The 17,864-nt window shown below is 68.5% G+C and carries 17 protein-coding genes; 6 read left to right on the top strand and 11 right to left on the bottom strand.

Annotated elements, in window-relative coordinates; genetic code table 11:
- Positions 1-9 precede the first annotated feature (9 nt).
- Both DIZ26_RS02655 and DIZ26_RS02650 read left to right on the top strand, forming a co-directional pair.
- Positions 10-486, top strand: a complete 477-nt coding sequence (locus tag DIZ26_RS02655; protein ID WP_112237314.1) for a hypothetical protein — start codon at positions 10-12, stop codon at positions 484-486.
- Entirely contained in the window at positions 486-2,306 is a 1,821-nt protein-coding gene (locus tag DIZ26_RS02650; RefSeq protein ID WP_112237312.1) for a copper resistance CopC/CopD family protein, read from the top strand. The genes DIZ26_RS02655 and DIZ26_RS02650 overlap by 1 nt, the downstream gene beginning before the upstream one ends.
- Here DIZ26_RS02650 and DIZ26_RS02645 read toward each other — a convergent pair.
- The 9 genes from DIZ26_RS02645 to ppdK all read right to left on the bottom strand — a co-directional run bounded on the left by DIZ26_RS02645 (position 2,296) and on the right by ppdK (position 12,064).
- Positions 2,296-3,306, bottom strand: coding sequence for a sensor histidine kinase (locus tag DIZ26_RS02645; protein ID WP_198675857.1), 1,011 nt, complete (start codon positions 3,304-3,306; stop codon positions 2,296-2,298). The two genes, DIZ26_RS02650 and DIZ26_RS02645, sit on opposite strands and share 11 nt — an antisense overlap.
- 73 nt (positions 3,307-3,379) lie before the next feature.
- The gene (locus tag DIZ26_RS02640; RefSeq protein WP_112237308.1) at positions 3,380-4,045 is read right to left on the bottom strand and encodes a response regulator transcription factor; all 666 of its coding nucleotides are present in this window, start codon (positions 4,043-4,045) and stop codon (positions 3,380-3,382) included.
- A 110-nt stretch (positions 4,046-4,155) separates the two neighbouring features.
- Positions 4,156-4,614 carry an FMN-binding protein gene (locus DIZ26_RS38095; protein ID WP_112237306.1) on the bottom strand — a complete coding sequence of 153 codons (459 nt, stop codon included), beginning with the start codon at positions 4,612-4,614 and terminating at the stop codon, positions 4,156-4,158.
- On the bottom strand, positions 4,611-5,150 hold the full coding sequence (locus tag DIZ26_RS38090; RefSeq protein WP_112237304.1) for an FMN-binding protein: 540 nt from the start codon (positions 5,148-5,150) through the stop codon (positions 4,611-4,613). Before DIZ26_RS38090 ends, DIZ26_RS38095 begins: the two co-directional genes overlap by 4 nt.
- A 16-nt stretch (positions 5,151-5,166) precedes the next feature.
- Positions 5,167-6,579 (bottom strand): ferredoxin reductase family protein, encoded by a 1,413-nt coding sequence (locus DIZ26_RS02625; protein ID WP_112237302.1) that lies wholly within the window; start codon positions 6,577-6,579, stop codon positions 5,167-5,169.
- Between the two features lie 50 nt (positions 6,580-6,629).
- On the bottom strand, positions 6,630-7,880 hold the full coding sequence (locus DIZ26_RS02620; protein ID WP_112237300.1) for a sensor histidine kinase: 1,251 nt from the start codon (positions 7,878-7,880) through the stop codon (positions 6,630-6,632).
- The gene (locus DIZ26_RS02615; RefSeq protein WP_198675856.1) at positions 7,877-8,536 is read right to left on the bottom strand and encodes a response regulator transcription factor; all 660 of its coding nucleotides are present in this window, start codon (positions 8,534-8,536) and stop codon (positions 7,877-7,879) included. The genes DIZ26_RS02620 and DIZ26_RS02615 overlap by 4 nt, the downstream gene beginning before the upstream one ends.
- Positions 8,533-9,240 (bottom strand): FAD:protein FMN transferase, encoded by a 708-nt coding sequence (locus DIZ26_RS02610; RefSeq protein ID WP_198675855.1) that lies wholly within the window; start codon positions 9,238-9,240, stop codon positions 8,533-8,535. Before DIZ26_RS02610 ends, DIZ26_RS02615 begins: the two co-directional genes overlap by 4 nt.
- A 115-nt stretch (positions 9,241-9,355) precedes the next feature.
- Positions 9,356-12,064: a pyruvate, phosphate dikinase gene (gene ppdK, locus DIZ26_RS02605; RefSeq protein WP_112237573.1), complete on the bottom strand. Its 2,709-nt coding sequence runs from the start codon at positions 12,062-12,064 to the stop codon at positions 9,356-9,358.
- 219 nt (positions 12,065-12,283) lie between these two features.
- Between ppdK and DIZ26_RS02600 the strand changes: the two genes are divergently transcribed.
- The 4 genes from DIZ26_RS02600 to DIZ26_RS02585 are packed head-to-tail and all read left to right on the top strand — an operon-like array spanning position 12,284 to position 14,924.
- A complete protein-coding gene (locus DIZ26_RS02600) occupies positions 12,284-12,859 on the top strand; it encodes a flavodoxin family protein (RefSeq protein ID WP_198675854.1) in 576 nt (191 codons plus the stop codon).
- Positions 12,856-13,095, top strand: a complete 240-nt coding sequence (locus tag DIZ26_RS02595; protein WP_157979554.1) for an SHOCT domain-containing protein — start codon at positions 12,856-12,858, stop codon at positions 13,093-13,095. Before DIZ26_RS02600 ends, DIZ26_RS02595 begins: the two co-directional genes overlap by 4 nt.
- Positions 13,096-13,107: 12 nt before the next feature.
- Positions 13,108-14,091 (top strand): alpha/beta fold hydrolase, encoded by a 984-nt coding sequence (locus tag DIZ26_RS02590; protein WP_112237296.1) that lies wholly within the window; start codon positions 13,108-13,110, stop codon positions 14,089-14,091.
- Between the two features lie 41 nt (positions 14,092-14,132).
- Entirely contained in the window at positions 14,133-14,924 is a 792-nt protein-coding gene (locus tag DIZ26_RS02585) for an esterase/lipase family protein (RefSeq protein ID WP_198675853.1), read from the top strand.
- Here the strand turns inward: DIZ26_RS02585 and DIZ26_RS02580 are convergent.
- Both DIZ26_RS02580 and DIZ26_RS02575 read right to left on the bottom strand, forming a co-directional pair.
- Positions 14,917-16,323: a WS/DGAT/MGAT family O-acyltransferase gene (locus DIZ26_RS02580; RefSeq protein ID WP_112237294.1), complete on the bottom strand. Its 1,407-nt coding sequence runs from the start codon at positions 16,321-16,323 to the stop codon at positions 14,917-14,919. The two genes, DIZ26_RS02585 and DIZ26_RS02580, sit on opposite strands and share 8 nt — an antisense overlap.
- Positions 16,311-17,840, bottom strand: a complete 1,530-nt coding sequence (locus tag DIZ26_RS02575) for a long-chain-fatty-acid--CoA ligase (protein WP_112237292.1) — start codon at positions 17,838-17,840, stop codon at positions 16,311-16,313. Before DIZ26_RS02575 ends, DIZ26_RS02580 begins: the two co-directional genes overlap by 13 nt.
- Positions 17,841-17,864 lie beyond the last annotated feature (24 nt).

The raw sequence follows: 17,864 nt of genomic DNA, 5'->3' as shown, positions 1-17,864 counted from the left end.
GGGAAGGACATGTTCGCTTCAGCAATCAGCAAGATCCGGAAGGTTCCTGGCCGGTGGGCCCGGCGGATCGTCATCGTGGCGACCGTGCTGGTCGTCGGGCTGGCGGCCGGCGGCTACGCCATCGCGAAGGGATCGTCGGGTAGCACCGAGTTCCCGCAGAGCGCGGCCATCGAGGCGCAGTACGGCGTACGGTTCAGCCGGATCGCCGTGGTCGGCGACGGCGGCCTCGTCACGCTCACCTATGTCGTGCTGGACAGCGAGAGGGCCACCCGGTTCCAGTCCGACGTCCAGCATCCGCCGGAGCTCCGGAGTGAGAAGCGCGACGGTGGGACCAAGCGGGTGTCGGTGATGAAACAGGGCCACACCCTGCGCGCGGGCCAGACCTACTACCTGGTCTACCAGAACACCAAGGGTGCCCTGCAGCACTCGGCGAAGGCGACCATCCTGGTCGGATCCCTGAGCCTGCAGCACGCGCCGGTGTTGTGATGCACAGGCGCCGGATCGCTCTGGTGGTCTTCCTGATCGCGTTACTGGCGATCTGGTCGCCGCAGACTGCCAGCGCGCATGCTTTCCTCACCTCGAGCAGTCCGGCCGACGGCAGCTCCCTGGCGACCGCGCCTCGTCAGCTGCGGCTGGACTTCAGCGAGACGGTGGTGCTGGCGGCGACGCAGCTCGACCTCGTCAGCGAGGACGGGCAGCGTTACCCGGTGTCCGGGCTGCGGATCGAGGGTGAAGGTGGCGAGGAACCTGCGCGGTTGCTGGCCACCCTGCCGGTCCTGCCGAAGGGAGCTTACCGGCTGTCCTGGCAGACGTTGTCGGCAGACGACCTGCATCGGACCGCCGGCGTACTCGTCTTCGGTATCGGCCGTCAGGTCGACTCGGCCGGCCTCATGGAACCGAAGCCGGCTGCAGGTGAATCCGGGCTGCGCTGGCTGGTCTTCCTCGCCTTGGCCCTCAGCTTGGGCGGTGCGCTGCTGAGTCGATTGCTCACCGGTCCCGCCGGACCCACAACCCCCGAATGGCTGCACCTGGCGCGCCGCAGCCAGACCGCCGGCGCGGCCGGAGGGCTGCTGGGAAGCCTTCTCTTGCTGGGATTCCAGCTTCGCGGTGGCGCGAGCACGAGTCTTCTGGCCGGCCAGTACGGCGTTCGATGGGGACTGCGGGAGGCAGGATTCGGCCTGCTGCTGGTGGCCTCCGTGCTGAGTGTGTCGCGGATCCGGACGTCGGCTCTGGTCCTGGGTGCTGTCCTGGTCGGCTGCGGTACGGCTCTGCTCGGTCACTCCGGCGCGAGTTCGCCACCGTCGTACACCAGAGTCGTTGCCGATACCCTTCATCTGCTGGCGGCCTCGACCTGGGCCGGCGCGCTGGTGATCGTCCTCGTCTGCGTCATGGCCGCCACCCGGCACCGGGACAAGTTGCCAATGGCAATGACCGTACTGCGGGCCTTCGGGCTACCGGCCGCGTTCTGCATCAGCGTGGTCATCAGTACCGGCATCTACTTGAGCAGCGGCGTGATCGGCTCGGTGGACGCAGCGCTGGTCACCTGGTACGGCCGGACCTTCCTGCTCAAGGTCGGCGTGGTCGCCGTGATCGGAGTACTCGGTCTGGTCAACCATCGGCGGCTCCGGCGTACCGCGTCGCTTCGGCGCGGCACGATCCTGGTAGAAGCAGCCCTGGCCGTCGCGGTGCTTGGGCTGTCCGGGCTGATCACCAGCGGCCAGCCTGCGTTGGAGCCACAGCTGGTCCGGGACCCGGCGGCCGTGGCGGTGCCGCTGCAGGATGCCCGGGTCGCCGATCTGCAGCAGACGCTCGCCGTTCGCCCGAACACGCCGGGCCGCAATCTGGTGATGGTCGAGGTCTTCGACACCAGGCGTCCTGCACCGGCGCCCGTCCGCGGGGTGACGGTACGGCTGGTCGATGCGGACGGCATCGCCGAGCCGCCGGTGGCTGCGCAACGACTCTCGGACGGCCGATGGTCGGCTCCCGTCGTCCTGGCCGGCAGCGGGTCGGCGCACCTCGTGGTCTCGGTCCAGCGGACCGGTTTGCCGGCAGCCGTTCACACCTACCGGTGGGTGGTGTCAGGGGACCCAGCGACCGCCCGGACCGCACTCGTGTCCACCAGACCACTCCGGAACTGGCTGCTGCTGCTGTGGTTGGCGGTCACGATCGTGATCGGTACCGGATGGTGGATCTCCGGGGTGTCCAGGATCGGTGGCGGTTCCGAGGCGACCCGCGAACCGGGGGTCGCGCCCGGAAGAGCTGAGGACGAAGAAGTGATGGAACGGGCCGGAACGGTCAGTCGATGACCAGCTGATCGCCGGCCGGCACCGTGATCTCGAACAGGGCGCCGCCCAACGGGCTGACTCCCGCAGTGACCTGGCCGCCATGCGCTTGGGCGACCGCCTGGGCCATCGGCAGGCCGAGTCCGCTGCCCATCGAGCCGCTCGGTGGACGTCGGTGCCAGAACCGTTCGAACACATGCGGCACGTCGTCGGCCGCGATCCCTGGTCCGGAGTCACCGATCCCGATCACGAACCAGCCCGCTTCGGCCCGGCAGGACAGCTGGATCCGGTCGCCCGGACCGGTGAAGTGGGCCGCGTTCTCGATCACTGCGTCGATTGCCAGCTCCAGCCATTCGGGGTCGATCGCGGCGGGCATCACCGGTAGCGGATCGAGCTGGAGAACCCGATCGGCACTGCTGCGCCAGTTCCGGACGATCTCCTCGAGGAAATGTGCGAGGTCGAGCCGTTGGGGCCGGACAGCGTTGCCGGAGTCCAGTCTGGCCAGCGCGAGCAACCGGTTGGACAAGGCGGTCATCCGATCCAGCTGGCGCAAGGCGATCGCCAGATCCTCGCGGGCGATCGGATCGGTGCGGCCCGCGTCGAGCAGTTCGAGATGACCACGCGCGATCGTCACCGGCGTACGGATCGCGTGCGAGGCGTCCCGGAAGAACTCACGCTCCCGGATCAGCGCGGCCCGTCGCTGCTCGGCCATCACCTCCACCTCGCGCTGCGCCGCGACCCGTCGGCGGGCGTGCCAGACCATCGCGAGGAACAGCAACGGCATCAACGGAATCTCGGCCCACTCTGCCCGGTTGCTGCCGTCAGCGAGTTGATGAGCGACCAGGATCCAGCCCGTCAGCGCGGTGATCAGCAAGGTGACGACCAGGGTCTGCCCGAGCGGCCAGACCCGGAAGCCGTAGACCAGGGTCAAACCGAGGAAGAGCAGGTGGTACGGCACGACCTCCCGCTCGACCATGGCGTTCATCGCCAACAGCATCGCGACCGCGAAGATCGCCAGTGCCACGTCTGTCAGCCGGTTGTGCCGCAATCCCCGCCGTAGCCGCTCCCACCGGGCGAGTGGCCCGGTGAGCCCGCGGTCAGGCGCTCTGAAGCTGATAGCCGACATTGCGCACCGTCTGGATGACGTCTCGGCGAAGCTTGGCGCGCAGGCGCGCGACGTACACATCGACCACGTTGGTCGCCGGGTCGAAGTCGTAGCCCCACACCGCCGACAGCAGTTCGCTGCGTGAGCAGACGGCGTCCGGATTGCGCATGAAATGCTGCATCAGCAGGAACTCCCGCTCGGACAAGGTCGTCTCGCGTCCGTCGACACGCAGGCGGCGGGCCCGGACGTCCAGCGCGATCCGCCCGACCTGGAGGACGAAACCACCGGTGCTGTCGCCAGGGTTCTGCAGTCGCGACCGCACCCGGGCAAGCAGTTCGCGGATCGCGAACGGTTTGGCCAGGAAGTCGACCGCACCCCGTTCGAGGCAGTCGATTCGGGCCTCGATGTCGGCGGCGGCCGAGAGCACCAGCACCCGGGCGCCGGGTTTGGTCGCCAGTACGCCGGCCAGGACGGCCTGACCGTCCACGCCTGGCATCCGCAGGTCGAGGACGGTCATGTCCGGCTCCTCGGTGAGCGCCAGGAGCAAGCCCTGCGCCCCTTCAGTTGCCGTCAGCACCTGATAGCCGTCGGCCTCCAGCGCCCGACGTACGAAACGGACCAGATCCGGCTCGTCGTCGACAACAAGAATCTTCGTCATCCAGCCCCCTCAGAACCGGCTGCCGCCGGATCCGCCCGCCCCGAACCGCACTTTTTTCCTACCCCTAGGTCATTGTGGCTCTCCGTGACTCCAGGCGGAAGGGCCGTGGCTCACTTTCCTTTCAGATGTGCGGTGTCGATGGCGGCCTGTAACGATCCCCGATAGCCGTCTGATGTGTACGTCGCGCCGGATACGGTGTCGATGTGCGCGCTCTGGGCCGCAATGGTTTCGCGTTGCAGCAGCGGGATGGCGTAGCTGTTGATTTCGCGGTCCCGGCCGCCCGACGACGGGTAGTCGATGGCGGTCGCGGTGATGATCCGTCCGTTCCGGATCGTCAGCCGCACCTGTACAGGGCCGTATCTGGTCGGGACAGAGGTGCCGTTCACCACGGTGCTGCCCGCAGCCGCGCCGGGCGCCGTACGGACGACGCCTGGTGGTGCCGCCGACGAGGTTGTCCCGTTCTTGGAGTTCGTGCTGGTCGGATAGAGGAACAGCAGGCCCAACAGCGCCGCCGTACCGCCGAGAACCACAAGGTTCCGGCGGGTCCGGCTGATCGGTGCGGGTCTCATAGCGCACCCGCTTGATGCGCTGAGTCGAGTGCGGCCTGCAGCGATGTCTTGTACCCCGCGGAGGTGTACGTCGCGCCGGAGACTGTGTCGATTCGCCCGTTCTGGGCCTGGATCACTTCCTGGTTCAGTTGCGGAACTGCCCGGCTGTTGATGCTGTCGGTCTGACTGTCGCCTTGCGGTCTGACAGCTGCCTTGGCAGCCACGATCCGGCCTGTCCGGATCCGTAACTGCACCTGCACCGGCCCGTACGGCGTGTCGACCAGGGTGCCGTTGATGGTGAGTCGGGTCGGCGCAGCCGCCGACGTGGTTCGGGGAGTCGGCGTTCGGCTGCGCCGTGGAGCAGCACTGGGATCGGATGTGGGCTTCGGCGATCGGGGCAGCGTCCCGGATCGGGACGGTACGACGGGGCGGGGCGGCCGGCTGGGCAGCACAGAGGCGCTGCTCTGGTGCTCGGCCGGCTTCGTGCTCACTCGCAGCCCGAGCGCCACAACTGCCAGGCTGATCGCCGACATCGCCAGGGTGGTACCGCGTCTCATCCGAGCCTCCGCGTGGTCACCAGGTGAACCTTTCTTGGTGAAGCTGGTCCGCAGGCAGGCCCGCCTTCAGAGCCGCGGCTGCCACTGCGTCCATCCACGAGTCGGGTCCGCAGACGAAGACGTCGTACGACGTCAGGTTCGGGACCAGCGCCTCGAGGGCGGCAGCGTCGTCCCACTCGGCTGCCTCCTGCGGCAACCAGGAATTGCGGTCAGGGATGCGGCGGCCGAGCAGGTAGTGGACCGTGATGCCTCGTTGCCGGGCAAGGTCGTCCAGCTCCTCGCGGAACACCAGATCGGGCGCGCTTCGGGCCCGATAGACCAAGACGGCGTCGCCAGGGGAGTAGGGCAAATCCTCCAGCAATGCGCGCAGTGGAGTGATACCGATGCCGCAGGCAAGCATCGCGACGCGCCGGCCGACCCGGCGCTCACCCGTGAGCCGCCCGTACGGGCCTTCGATCAAGACCTTGGTTCCCGGCCGCAGCCCGGCCAGCCGGCTGCTGCCGTCGCCCGCGTCCTTGGCCGTGATCCGCAGCCGGTTGTGCCGCGGCGGTGCCGACAGCGAGTACGGGTTGCCGCGCGACCAGCCGGGGCCGTCGAGGAAGCGGAAGACCAGGAACTGACCGGCTTGGACACCGAGCCGGTGCAGGCCGCGACCGGCCAGTTGGACGCTGACGACGTCCGCGCTCTCCCGGACGACCGAGATCACGGTGATCCCGTGCCGCAGGGTCCGCCAGATCGGCAGACCGGCACGATAGAAGACGATCGCCGCGGCCGCCACGGCGTACGCGGACCACCAGTAGACCTGCGCGAGCCGTGAGGTGGAGAAGTCCTGGCCGGTCCAGATCTCGTGCGGGATCGACAACCCGACTCCGACGTAGGCGTAGAGGTGCAGCAGATGCCACGACTCGTACCGCAGCGCTCGCCGAGCCAACCGCACCGAGGTGAAGACCACCAGAGTCAGCGCGATCGTGGCTGCCACGGCCAGCAGCATCCCGCCGTACGTCGTGACGACGGTCCACGTCTCGCGAAGCAGGCTGCTGTGGTCGCGGAGGGTGTAGCCGACCGTGATGAGGACGATGTGGGCCAGCAGCAGGTTGAAGGAGTAGAAGCCGACGAGCCGGTGCCGTCGAGCCAACTCGTCCTGCCCGTAGCTTCGTTCGATCATCGGCACGCGGGCCATCAAGAACACCTGGACGAGCAGGAGATCCGCCGCGACCAGCCCGGTCAGCCGGCCCGTCGAGATGAGCAGGTCGGCCGGGCCGGAGGCCAGCAGTTGGACGCCGCGACCGGACAACCACAGCAGGATCACGGTCAGAGCACTGCCCCAGCAGCTGATCGCCACCGCGTCGCGCCACCAGGCCGGCGTACGGCGTGGACGCAGCCGGACGTGCGCGGACCGGGTCGGTCGGGTGGTCCTGACGGTGGTCATCGAGCGGCTCCGGCGTCTGGTCGGCTGATGACGACGATGCCGCGGGAATCTTAGGGATTCCTTGGAGGCCGCGGCCTGTCGTCGCCGAGCAGCGGCAGTGAGAGTTCGAAGGTGGCACCGCGTCCGCTGTCGACGAGGCGCAGTTGACCACCATGGCGATTGGCGACGTCGTGGCTGAGCGCAAGTCCGAGACCGTAGTGGGTGCGACCGGCCCGTTGACCGCCGGAGTGGAACCGCCGCAGTACGTGCTGGGCCGCATCCGGCGCGATGCCGGGGCCGGTGTCGCTGACCGCGATCACCGCGGTTCGCCGATCCGTGCGCAGGTTGATCCGCACCTGGCCACCCCGGGGCGTGTGATCGACGGCGTTGTCGACCAAAGACAGCACGGCTCGGCGCAATGCCGCGGGAGATCCCGAGACCCAGCAGCGCGGAGCGCCGCTGTCGAAGGTCAACTCGACGCCTCGGTCCGCGGCATGGGCGCGGGCGCTGTCGGTCACGCCCTCCACCAGCACGCCGAGGTCGACCGGTTCGCGGGTCTGTTCACCCCGCGGATCGGCAGCCGCCAGCAGATCCTCGACCACCTCACCGAGGCGCTGTGTGTCGACGACAACGCCGCGGGAATCGTTCTTGGTCTGCGCGCCGAGATCGCCTGCCTGAACGGCCTGATCGAGCAATTGCGCCCTCGTGCTCAGCAAGGTCAGCGGAGTACGGAGCTCGTGACCCGCATCCGCGATGAAAGCCCGTTGCAACGTGAGCGCCTGCGCCAGTGGGCGCACTGCGCGCCGTCCTAGCGACACACCCAGGAGGACGGCGAACAGCAGCCCGATCGCCGACGCGAAGCCCATCGCTTTCAGCAGTCTGGCGCGCTCCTGGTGGGCGGAAGTGAGGTCGAGCACGACCTGGATGATCCGGCCGCCACGGTGCAGGGTCGCGACCCGGAAGCTGTCGTCGTCGCTGCTCTCGCGCAGATTCGTCAGCACTGCTTGAGGTTTCGCCTCGGCCCGGAGCGCGGCCAGCTCGGGGTCAAGTTCCTCGGGCAGGCCGGGGGAGGAGCTGACTACACCGCGATCGACCATCACCAGCCAGGCGCCCGGCGGCGGATCGCCGACATCGTCCGCGGTGCGTGCAGTGGAGCGCAGCAGGTTGTCCGCTGACGCGGACTGGCCGCGGACGATGACGACCGTCACCAGCAGCACCAGCAGCAGCATGGCCGCCGCGACGAGCCCGGCAGCCTGTGCCGCCAGGCGACGGGAGGCCGCGCGGACCAGGATCTCGTCGCCGATGGGTCTGCCGCGGCTCACGAGAGCGGGCCCAGCCGGTAGCCGAGTCCGCGCACCGTACTGATGACGGCGTGGCCGAGCTTCTTGCGGCAGTAGTGCACGTAGGTGTCGACGACGGTCTCGGATTCGGCGTCGTCGAACACCCGGTCGAGCAGGTCTGCCCGGCTGAAGACGACCTCCGGCCGGGCGGCGAGCAGACCGAGTAGCGCGGTCTCACGTTCGGACAGCTCGACCTCGTCGCCGCGCGATCGCCGTACGGTCCGGCTCGCCAGGTCGAGCGAGCCGCCGGGCACCGGCAACGTGTGGGCCCGGTCCGGGTGCCGTCGCAGCAGGGCGCGGAGGCGGGCGAGCAGTTCGCTGATCTCGAACGGTTTCGGCAAGTAGTCCTCGGCCCCCGCGTCCAGCCCGTCGACGCGGTCCTGAGTCGTACCGCGGGCGGACAGCACCAGCATCGGGGTCGTGACGCCCTGGCCGCGCAGCCGGGCGATCAGGTCGAGTCCCTCGATCGCCGGCAGCCCACGATCCAGCACCATCACCTCGAACGACTGGGTCAGCGCGAGGTGCAGGCCGCGCTGACCGTCCAAGGCGATGGTGACCTGGTAGCCCTCGCCGGCCAGAACCCGCTGCAGCAACGACGCCAGGTCCTGGTCGTCCTCGACGAGCAGCAGTGGAATCATCGAGGCCAGCCTACGGTCGTCGCCCGACTCGAGTCCGCCGTGATCGCCAGGGCGCAGTACCGGTCGGTGTGGTCGACGATCTCGAGGCTGCCTGCCACGAAGGCTGCCGTGGCCAGCACGTCCGCGGTTTCGAGCGACGGTCCGATCACGCTGACAGACAACCAGCCGCTCGCCGTCGGCCGGCCTGTTCTCGGGTCATACAGGTGGGCGCCACGGGCGGCCGTCCCGCTGGTCGCGACGGCTCCGGACAGGCAGCGCACCGACGTACTCACTGCCCGCGGATCCAAAGGGTCCTGGATGCCCACGACGAACGGCTCGCCGCTCGGACAGCTCACCACCACATCGCCGCCGGCGTTGAGACACCAGTCCAGCCCACCAACAGCAGTGAGCAGTCTCGCCGCGCGCTCGGTCGCCCAGCCTTTGACCAGGCCGGAGGGATCCCAGTAGCCGTCCGGCCTGGTGGCATCGAAAAGGCCTCCGGTCAGCTCGGCTGCCCGAAGACAGCGCGTGGCCACCTCACGAACCACAGGGGTGGCTTCACTCCAGGCGAGTTCACCGCGGCCGAGCCTGCTGACCTCGCTGTCATCGCGGTACGGCGAGAAGACGCGGTCGACCTCCCGGAGTTCGGCAAACACAGCCCGCACTGCCTCGTCGGCGGCCGGCGAACCGGCCGTCGCGCCACGAGCCAGCACACTGACGGGCATACCCATCACCTGCTCGACCCAGCTCCGTCTGTCCACTACGGCAATCCCACCCGTCCAGTTTGGCTCGTCGTTGCTGAGTACCAGCTGAGAGCTGCCTTTGATCCGCCCCTTCTTCTCAGCGGGTGTCGGAGGACGAAGCGGTCACCGTTGCCCGACCTGCTTCCAGGCGGGCGACTGGGACCCGGAAGGGCGAACAAGACACGTAGTCGAGTCCGGCGGCGGCGAAGAACTCGATCGAGCGGGGATCGCCGCCGTGCTCGCCGCAGACGCCCACCACCAGGTCGGGGTTGGCGGCGCGGCCCTCGGCAAGGGCGATCCGGACGAGCCGTCCGACTCCGTTGGGGTCGATGGTCTCGAACGGGGACACGGCGAAGACGCGGTTCTCCAGGTACCGGGGGAAGATCGTCGCCTCGACGTCGTCGCGGCTGAAGGCCCAGGTGAGCTGGGTCAGGTCGTTGGTGCCGAACGAGAAGAAGTCGGCGGACCGTGCAATGGAGCCGGCGCAGAGCGCGGCCCGCGGTACCTCGATCATGGTCCCGATCCGGGTCGCGACCTGCTGCCCGGTCTCGGCGGCCACGGTCGCGATCACCTCTTCGATCTCGGACCGGACCAGCCGCATCTCCTGTTCGCTCGCCACCAAAGGCACCATGATCTCCGGCCGGACGTCGCCACCGGCTGCGGCCACCGCTGCGGCCGCTTCGGCGATGGCTCGGGTCTGGAGGGCGAACAAGCCAGGGATGACGATCCCGAGCCGGACGCCACGCAGACCGAGCATCGGGTTCGCCTCGTGCATCCGGCGGACGGCGGCCAGCAATCGGTCGTTCTCGGGATCGATCCGTCCTTGCACGTGATCGACGGCGACCCGCACCGACAGGTCGGTCAGGTCGGGGAGGAACTCGTGCAGCGGAGGATCGATCAGACGCACCGTGACAGGCAGCCCGTCCATGGCGGTGAAGATCTCGGTGAAATCGGCGCGCTGGAGCGGCAGCAGCCGATCGAGCGCGGCCTGCTGCTCGGCGGGCCCTTCGGCCAGAATGAGCTCTTCGACGAACTGCCGGCGCTCCCCCAGGAACATGTGCTCGGTCCGGCACAGGCCGATGCCCTCGGCCCCGAACCTCCGTGAGCGGCGGGCGTCTGCCGGAGTGTCGGCGTTGGCGTGCACACCGAGCGTCCGGACCTGATCGGCGTGACGCAGGATCCGGTCGACCGCGGTCACCAGCTCGTCGGCATCGTTGCTCTCAGCACCTTTCTCGAAGAAGGCGACCACGGGCGACGGTACGACGGCGACCCGGCCGCGGTAGACGGTGCCGGCCAGTCCGTCGACTGACAGCAGGTCCCCTTCGGCGATCTCTTCGCCGTCAGGAGTGACCGCGCGACGGGCCTCCGGATCCACCGTGAGGGTGGCGACTCCGCAGACACAGGTCTTACCCATGCCGCGGGCAACGACCGCTGCGTGGGAGGTCTTGCCACCACGGGTGGTGACGATGCCCTCGGCGGCGACCATACCGGGCAGGTCGTCCGGTGTGGTCTCGCGACGGACGAGGATCACGGGCTGTCCTTCGGCCGCGAACCGTTGAGCGGTCGCCGAGTCGAAAGCGGCGACGCCGACTGCCGCACCCGGTGACGCGGCCACCCCGCGCGCCAGGACCGCAGTGTCATGGCTGCTGTCGAAGCGAGGGAACATCAGCTGAGACAGCTGGGTGCCGCTGACCCTGGCCAACGCTTCGTCCATCGTGATCAGACCTTCGTCGACCAGTTGGACGGCGATCCGGAAGGCGGCTGCGGCAGTGCGCTTGCCGACGCGGGTCTGCAGAATCCAGAGTCGTCCGCGCTCGATGGTGAACTCGATGTCACAGAGGTCCCGGTAATGCAGCTCCAGCTTGTTCATCGCCGCCATCAGCTTCTCGTAGCTGTCGGCGTCGATGCCTTGCAACTGGATGAGTGGAATCGTGTTGCGCACACCCGCGACCACGTCCTCACCCTGAGCGTTCTGCAGGTAGTCGCCGTACACGCCGGGCTCTCCGGAGGCCGGGTCGCGGGTGAAGGCCACTCCGGTACCGCTGTCCGGCCCCCGGTTGCCGAAGACCATCGCCATCACGTTGACCGCGGTGCCGAGGTCGTCGGGGATGTTCTCCTGCCGGCGGTACAGCTGGGCCCGCGGCGTCGACCAGGACCGGAACACCGCGTTGATCGCGAGCTCCAGCTGTTCGCGCGGATCCTGAGGGAACTCCCGGCCCGAGTGGTGCGCGATCACGGCTTTCAATGCGGCGCACACCGACTGGATCGCTGCCGTGGGAAGCTCTTCGGGGGTGGCAACGCCATGGACGCCGTACTGCGGCGCCATCGCCGCGTGCAGCAGTTCGTCCGGCACGTCGAGCACGGTGCGTGCGTACATCTGCAGCAGCCTGCGGTAGGAGTCCCAGGCGAAGTGCTCGTCGCCGGAGTGCTTGGCCAGTCCGTGGACCGAACGGTCGTTCAGGCCGATGTCGAGGATCGTCTCCATCATGCCCGGCATCGAGAACTTCGCGCCCGAGCGGACCGACACCAGCAAGGGATCGTCGGCGTCGCCGAGTTCCCGGCCCAGCTCCTGCTCGAGCCGGCCCAGGTGCGCCGCTACCTCGTCAGCCAGTCCGGGCGGAACCTCACCAGTGGTCAGGTAGGAACGGCAAGCCGTGGTTGTGATGGTGAAACCCGGGGGAACCGGCAGACCGAGCCGGGTCATCTCGGCAAGGTTCGCGCCCTTGCCACCCAGTAGATCGCTCTGCTCTCTGCTTCCCTCGGCGAAGTCGAAGACAAAGGACGTCCGGTGCTGTGTCGTGGTCATCAAAGCCACCTCCAGCTCAACTCTCCCGGCGATCGACCGCACGCAGCAGGGCCTAAAGTCCCGACCGCGAGAACCTCTTGTCGTGCGTTGCGGCCCCCGCAGGTGTCGAGGACCAAGGTCCCGCGGAACCCGCCGTCCGGCCCGGGCGAAGGAGGCCGCGCGGCTCTGCCGGTGCCGCACCGGCGGCGTGACGCTGGATGCGAAAGATGGAGGCTCATCATGAACAGCCAGATGTCCGCGAATCTGCGTGCACTCGTCGTGTACGAGTCGATGTTCGGAAACACCGAGAAGGTGGCCCAGGCGATCCGCGACGGCTTGGAGGCCACCGTCGACACCGATCTGATCCGGGTCGACCGTGCGCCGACCGTCGTACCGGACGATGTTCGGCTGGTGGTCCTCGGAGGACCGACCCACGCGTTCGGCATGAGCCGGGTGAGTACCCGGTCCGACGCGACCAAACAGGGCGACGTCGTGATGCCGACCTCGATAGGCATCCGGGAGTGGATCGACGCGGTGGGTTCGCGGACCACCACCACGGTGATCGCGACCTTCGACACCCGGGTCACCAAAGTCCGCAAGCTGCCGGGGTCGGCGGCGAAGGGCGCCGCGAAAGCCTTGCGCCGGCTCGGTTTCACGCCGTTGACGGACCCGATGAGTTTCTATGTCGAGGACTCGACCGGCCCGATCGCCGCGGCTGAGCTCGAACGCGCCCGTCAATGGGGCAAGGAGCTCGGTCAGCAGCTGCAGCCGTTCGTCGGACCGGTACGCCGGCGTCCCTGGGGGCGGTCGGCATGATGCACGGGCAGGGTGCTGACATCGGTCTGTTGCTCGCGGCGCTGACTCTTTGGGCCGCCACCGTCGGCGGTGCGGTCTGGGCCGGGATGCGGATCGTTCATCGGCCGCAGCCCCGGCCGCCGACGCTGCCGTCGCCGCTCGACCTGCTGGAACGGCGGTACGCCGCAGGCAAGATCACCCAGGACGCTTTCGACGAAGCTCGTGCCCGCCTCCGCGAGCACGAGCTCGACCGCTGAGACCTTGGCCGGATGAGCGACCATCCATCGACGGGACGTCGGGGAGGAGCCGGCCGGTTCGTAGATCTCGGCGGCCCGGTCCACTACGTCGACTTCGGCGGTCCACGCACTGGGCCACGGTTGCTGATGGTCCACGGTCTCGGCGGGTCGCATCTGAACTGGAGTCTGCTGGCACCTCGGCTGGCGGCCAGAGCGCGGGTGTTCGCCGTCGATCTGCTCGGCTTCGGACTCAGTCATCCGCGCGGAAGGGCGACCACCGTGCAGGCCAACGCCAAGCTGGTGGGTCGTTTCGTCGACGATGTTGCCGGTGGTCCCGTCATCCTGGTGGGCAACTCGATGGGTGCCCTGGTGTCGATCCTGCTCGCCGTCCGCCGGCCGGACGCCGTGGCCGGCCTGATCCTGATCGATCCGGCGCTGCCACTGGCTCGCGGAGTACGGCCCGATGCCGCCGTGGCGGCGGTCTTCGCGCGCTTCGCGGTGCCCTTCGTAGGTCGCTATGCGCTGGCCAAGGCCCGCCGGAAGCTGTCGGCGCGGGACCAGGTACGGCAATTGCTCGCCCTGTGCTGTGTCGATCCCTCCAAGGTCCCCGATGAACTGGTCGAAGCTTCGGTGGAGCTGGTGGAACAACGCTCGAGGGTGAACGGTCTCGACGCTGCCTTCCTGGCGGCCGCGCGATCCCTGCTGGTCCTGAATGCGAGACCAAGCCAGGCCTGGGCGATGCTCGACGCAGTACAACAGCCCGTTTTGTTGCTGCACGGAACGAAGGATCGCCTGGTGCCGGTCGGCTCGGCCCGGGCGGCCGCGGCGCGCTACCCGGCCTGGACCGTCGAACTGATCCCCGACGTCGGTCACGTTCCGCAACTCGAGGTACCAGAACTCACCGCGGCGAGGATCGAGGCCTGGCTGGACGGTCCTGGAGCAGCGGCGGCGCGGCACGCTGAAGCGGGTGGAAGATTTGGCCGATCGCCTTACCCTGAAGGGAGTACTCCTGAGTAACGCGCAGTAGGCGTTGCTCGCCCGGCCGTGAGGAGGCCCGGATGCACGCCTCGCATGCCCAAGCAGCCAAGTCGCCCGCTCTGCTCTGGTATCTCACCGAACCCAGCCGCGCGGTGGTGGACTTCGGCCAGCTGGCCACCGCCCGATCCGTACTCCGTACCGCGCCGCGCGGCGACGGCCACCCGGTCCTGGTGCTGCCCGGCCTGCTCGCCTCGGACGCCTCGACGACTTCGTTGCGATGGTTCCTCAACCGCCTCGGCTACCGGGCGTACGGCTGGAACCTCGGGCGCAACATCGGCCCGACCCGCGCCGCGGTGGAAGGGATCCGGAACCGCTTGACCGAGGTGGCCGACGGTCACGGCCGGACGGTCAGCCTGATCGGCTGGAGCCTCGGCGGGATCTACGCACGGGAGCTGGCGCGCGAGCATCCACAACACGTCCGGGACGTGATGACGCTCGGCAGCCCGTATCGCCTGACCGCACCGACCGAGACACGCGCCCATCGCGTCTTCAGCATGCTCTCGCACCTGCACGTCCCCGAGTCCGAACTGCCGCCACCGCACCACACCCGGCCACCGCTGGCGATGCCCGCCACCTCCGTCTACTCCGAACACGACGGCATCGTGTCCTGGCAGAGCTGCGTGGAAGAACCCGGGTACGGCAGGCAGAACGTGGCGGTGACCGGCAGCCATCTCGGCTACGGACACAACCCGGCCGTGCTCTGGCTCGCGGCAGATCGACTGGCCCAACCCGAAGGGGAGTGGCGCCCTTTCAGCCCGCCGGCCGGGCTCGCGCGCCGCTATCCCAGCGACATCTCCCACCGGCTCAGCTGACCCGGCGACGACGGGCGGTTCGCCTCGCCGCGGCGGCCAGTTCGGCGAGGCTCGTCTCGATGCCCTTGGCCAGTACGCCGATGTCGGCCCCGCCGTAGTCACCGGTGATGCCGAAGGCAACGGAGTCGCAGTAGCTGAGAATCGAGACCCCGGTGCGCAGTGTCGAGCCGATCGGCACGTACGGGATGATCTCGACCAGCTTCCGGCCGAGCGCGTAGAGAGCCCGGCGTGGACCGGGCACGTTGGTCACGACAGTGACGACGGACCGCTGCGGAACGTGCGCGGCCAGCCGGTACGCCGGTGCGATCAGCGGGAACGGTTCGCGCTTGGCGAGCTCGGTCAGCAGCATCACCGAGTCGATCTCGTGATGCGACTTCAGCTTGTCCAGTTCGGCCCGTACTGCGGCCAGCCGCTCGACCGGATCCTCCAGGTGCACCGGCAACTGCGCCAGCATCATCGACACCCGGTTGTCCAGAATGCCCTCCTCACCGGGGGCCCGGACGTTGACCGGGACAAGGGTCCGGACGGAATGCCTCATCGGCGTCTCGCCCCGGGCCAGCATCAGTGCGCGGAACCCACCGGTGACGGCCGCCAGTACGACGTCGTTGAACGTGCCGCCGAGCTGGTGGCGGATGGCCTTCACCTCGCGCACGGTCGTGCGCGTCAAGGCGAACCGGCGGCCGGCCGACAGGGATCCGGTCAGCGACGACCGTTTCGCGGGCCGGACCGCCTCGGACAACGCCCACAGGCCCCGGCCGATGCTCCACACGCGATAGGCGAGCAGTTTCGGCTGCCGGATCGCCAGGGTGGCGAGCCGGAACTGACGGGCCGGGGTGACGAGTAGCTCGCCGAGAGCCGAGGCCATCAGCGAGGTCGTGCTGGGTGTGGCTTGCGGACTCCAGTCGTCTGCGACGCCGGCTCTGGGTGTCGGCGAGTCGTCGAGCACGACGCCGTACAGGTCGGTTCCCGCCACGCCGTCGACCATGCAGTGGTGCACCTTGGAGATGAGCGCCCAGCGATCCTCGGGCAGACCTTCGACCAGCCAGTACTCCCAGAGCGGGTGGTCGCGGTCGAGGCGGGCGGACATGATCCGGCCCATCAGCGCCGCGAGTTCCTCGTCGCCGCCAGGAGCGGGCAGGGCCGTACGGCGCAGGTGGAAGCCGAGGTCGAAGTTCTCGTCGTCGAACCAGACCGGCGGTCCCAGATCGAACGGGAGTTGCCGGGCCTTCTGGCGATAGCGGGGGATCAGCGGCAGCCGGCTGGTCATCAGGTCCGCGAATTCCTGGGCCGCCGGGGCCGGTCCCTCGAACACCGCGATCGAGGAGATCGCCATCGAGACGCCGGGTTCTTCGTCCTCGATCTCCAAGAAGGCGGCGTCGAGTGGTGTCATCCGGTCCATGGCTGGAGCTCCCGCTTCAAGATCTTGCCCGCGGACGTCATCGGCAGGTGCGAGCGGATCTCTACGAACCGGGGGTACTTGTACGGCGCGATCCGGGACTTCACGTGCTCGACGAGCTCCTCCGGCCGGACGGCCTGCCCAGGATGCAGGGCCACAAAAGCCTTGACCTCCTGGCCCAGCAGGTCGTCCGGTACGCCGACCACCGCCGCCTGTGCGACCGCGCGATGGGTGTACAACGCGTCCTCGACCTCGCGCGGGTAGACGTTGTAGCCGCCACGGATGATCAGTTCCTTCTTGCGGTCGACGACGAAGAAGTAGCCGTCCTCGTCGACATAGCCCAGATCGCCGGTGTGGAACCAGCCCCGGGTGAACGCCTCGGCCGTGGCCTGCGGGTTACCGCGGTACCGGCGCATGACGTTCACGCCTCGGACCATCAGCTCGCCGATGTGGTCACGACCGGGCGGCAGAACGGCGCCCCGTTCGTCCCAGACCTCGACCTGCACACCCCAGATCGGCCGGCCGACGCTGTAGACGCGGCGGTCCTCGGCGCTGACGTTGAAGGTCGTCGTCGACGCCGTCTCGGACAGCCCGTAGCCCTCGAGGATGACGATGCCGAAGCGGCGTTCGAAGGCGTCGATCACCTCGGCGGGAATCGGTGCGCCCCCCGAGACGCCGACCCGCAGCGACGACACGTCGTACCGGTCGAGGTCAGGGTGGTTGAGCAGTGCGATGTACATCGTCGGAACGCCCTCGAAGACGGTGACGTGATCGCGCTCGATGGTGGCCAGTACCGTGGCCGGGTCGAAGCGGGGGACCAGCGTCATAGTCGCGGCGAAGCGGGCACAGACGTCGAGGATGCTCGACAAGGCGAAGATGTGGAACAACGGCAGCACCACCAAGATGACGTCGTCGTCGCGGACGCCGAACAGGCGGCCGGGAGTGTCGGCGTTCATGAACAGCTGGAAATGCGTCAGCTCCGCGCCTTTCGGACGTCCTGTCGTGCCGGACGTGTAGACGATCACCGCGGTGTCGCCGGGGTCGGACTGGTGGAACGGCGGCGGCCCTGGCTGTTCGGCCAGCAGACTCTCGAAAGCGACACTGCCCGGTGGTGCCGTCGTCCCCGGTGTGGTGACCGTGACGAGGTCGGACACCCCCGCCTGAGCGGCTCCCTTGGCCGCCTCCTCGGCGACGCCGGCCCAGGTGATGAGCAGGCGGGTCTCGGAGTCCCGCAAGATGTAGCCGACCTCGTCGGCCTTGTAGAGCACGTTCATCGGTACGACGACGGCGCCGGCCTTGAGCAGGCCGAAGTACGCGATGACGAACTGTGGCAGGTTGGGCAGCTGCAGCCCGACCGCGTCGCCCGGCCGGATACCGCGAGCTTGCAGGTTGGTGGCGAAACGGTCGGACAATTGGTCCAGCTCCGCATAGGTGATCCGGTGATCAGCACTGATCACGGCGACCTTGCCGGGATGGCTGCGGGCGGACTCGCACAGGACGGTGGCGAGGTTGAAACCCATGGTGACTCCAAGAGCCGGTACTGC

The sequence above is a fragment of the Kribbella monticola genome, assembly GCF_003261635.1.
Classification (GTDB): Bacteria; Actinomycetota; Actinomycetes; order Propionibacteriales; family Kribbellaceae; genus Kribbella; species Kribbella monticola.
The sequence above is the reverse complement of the archived record's forward strand: the minus strand, read 5'-3'. Positions and strand labels throughout refer to the sequence as shown.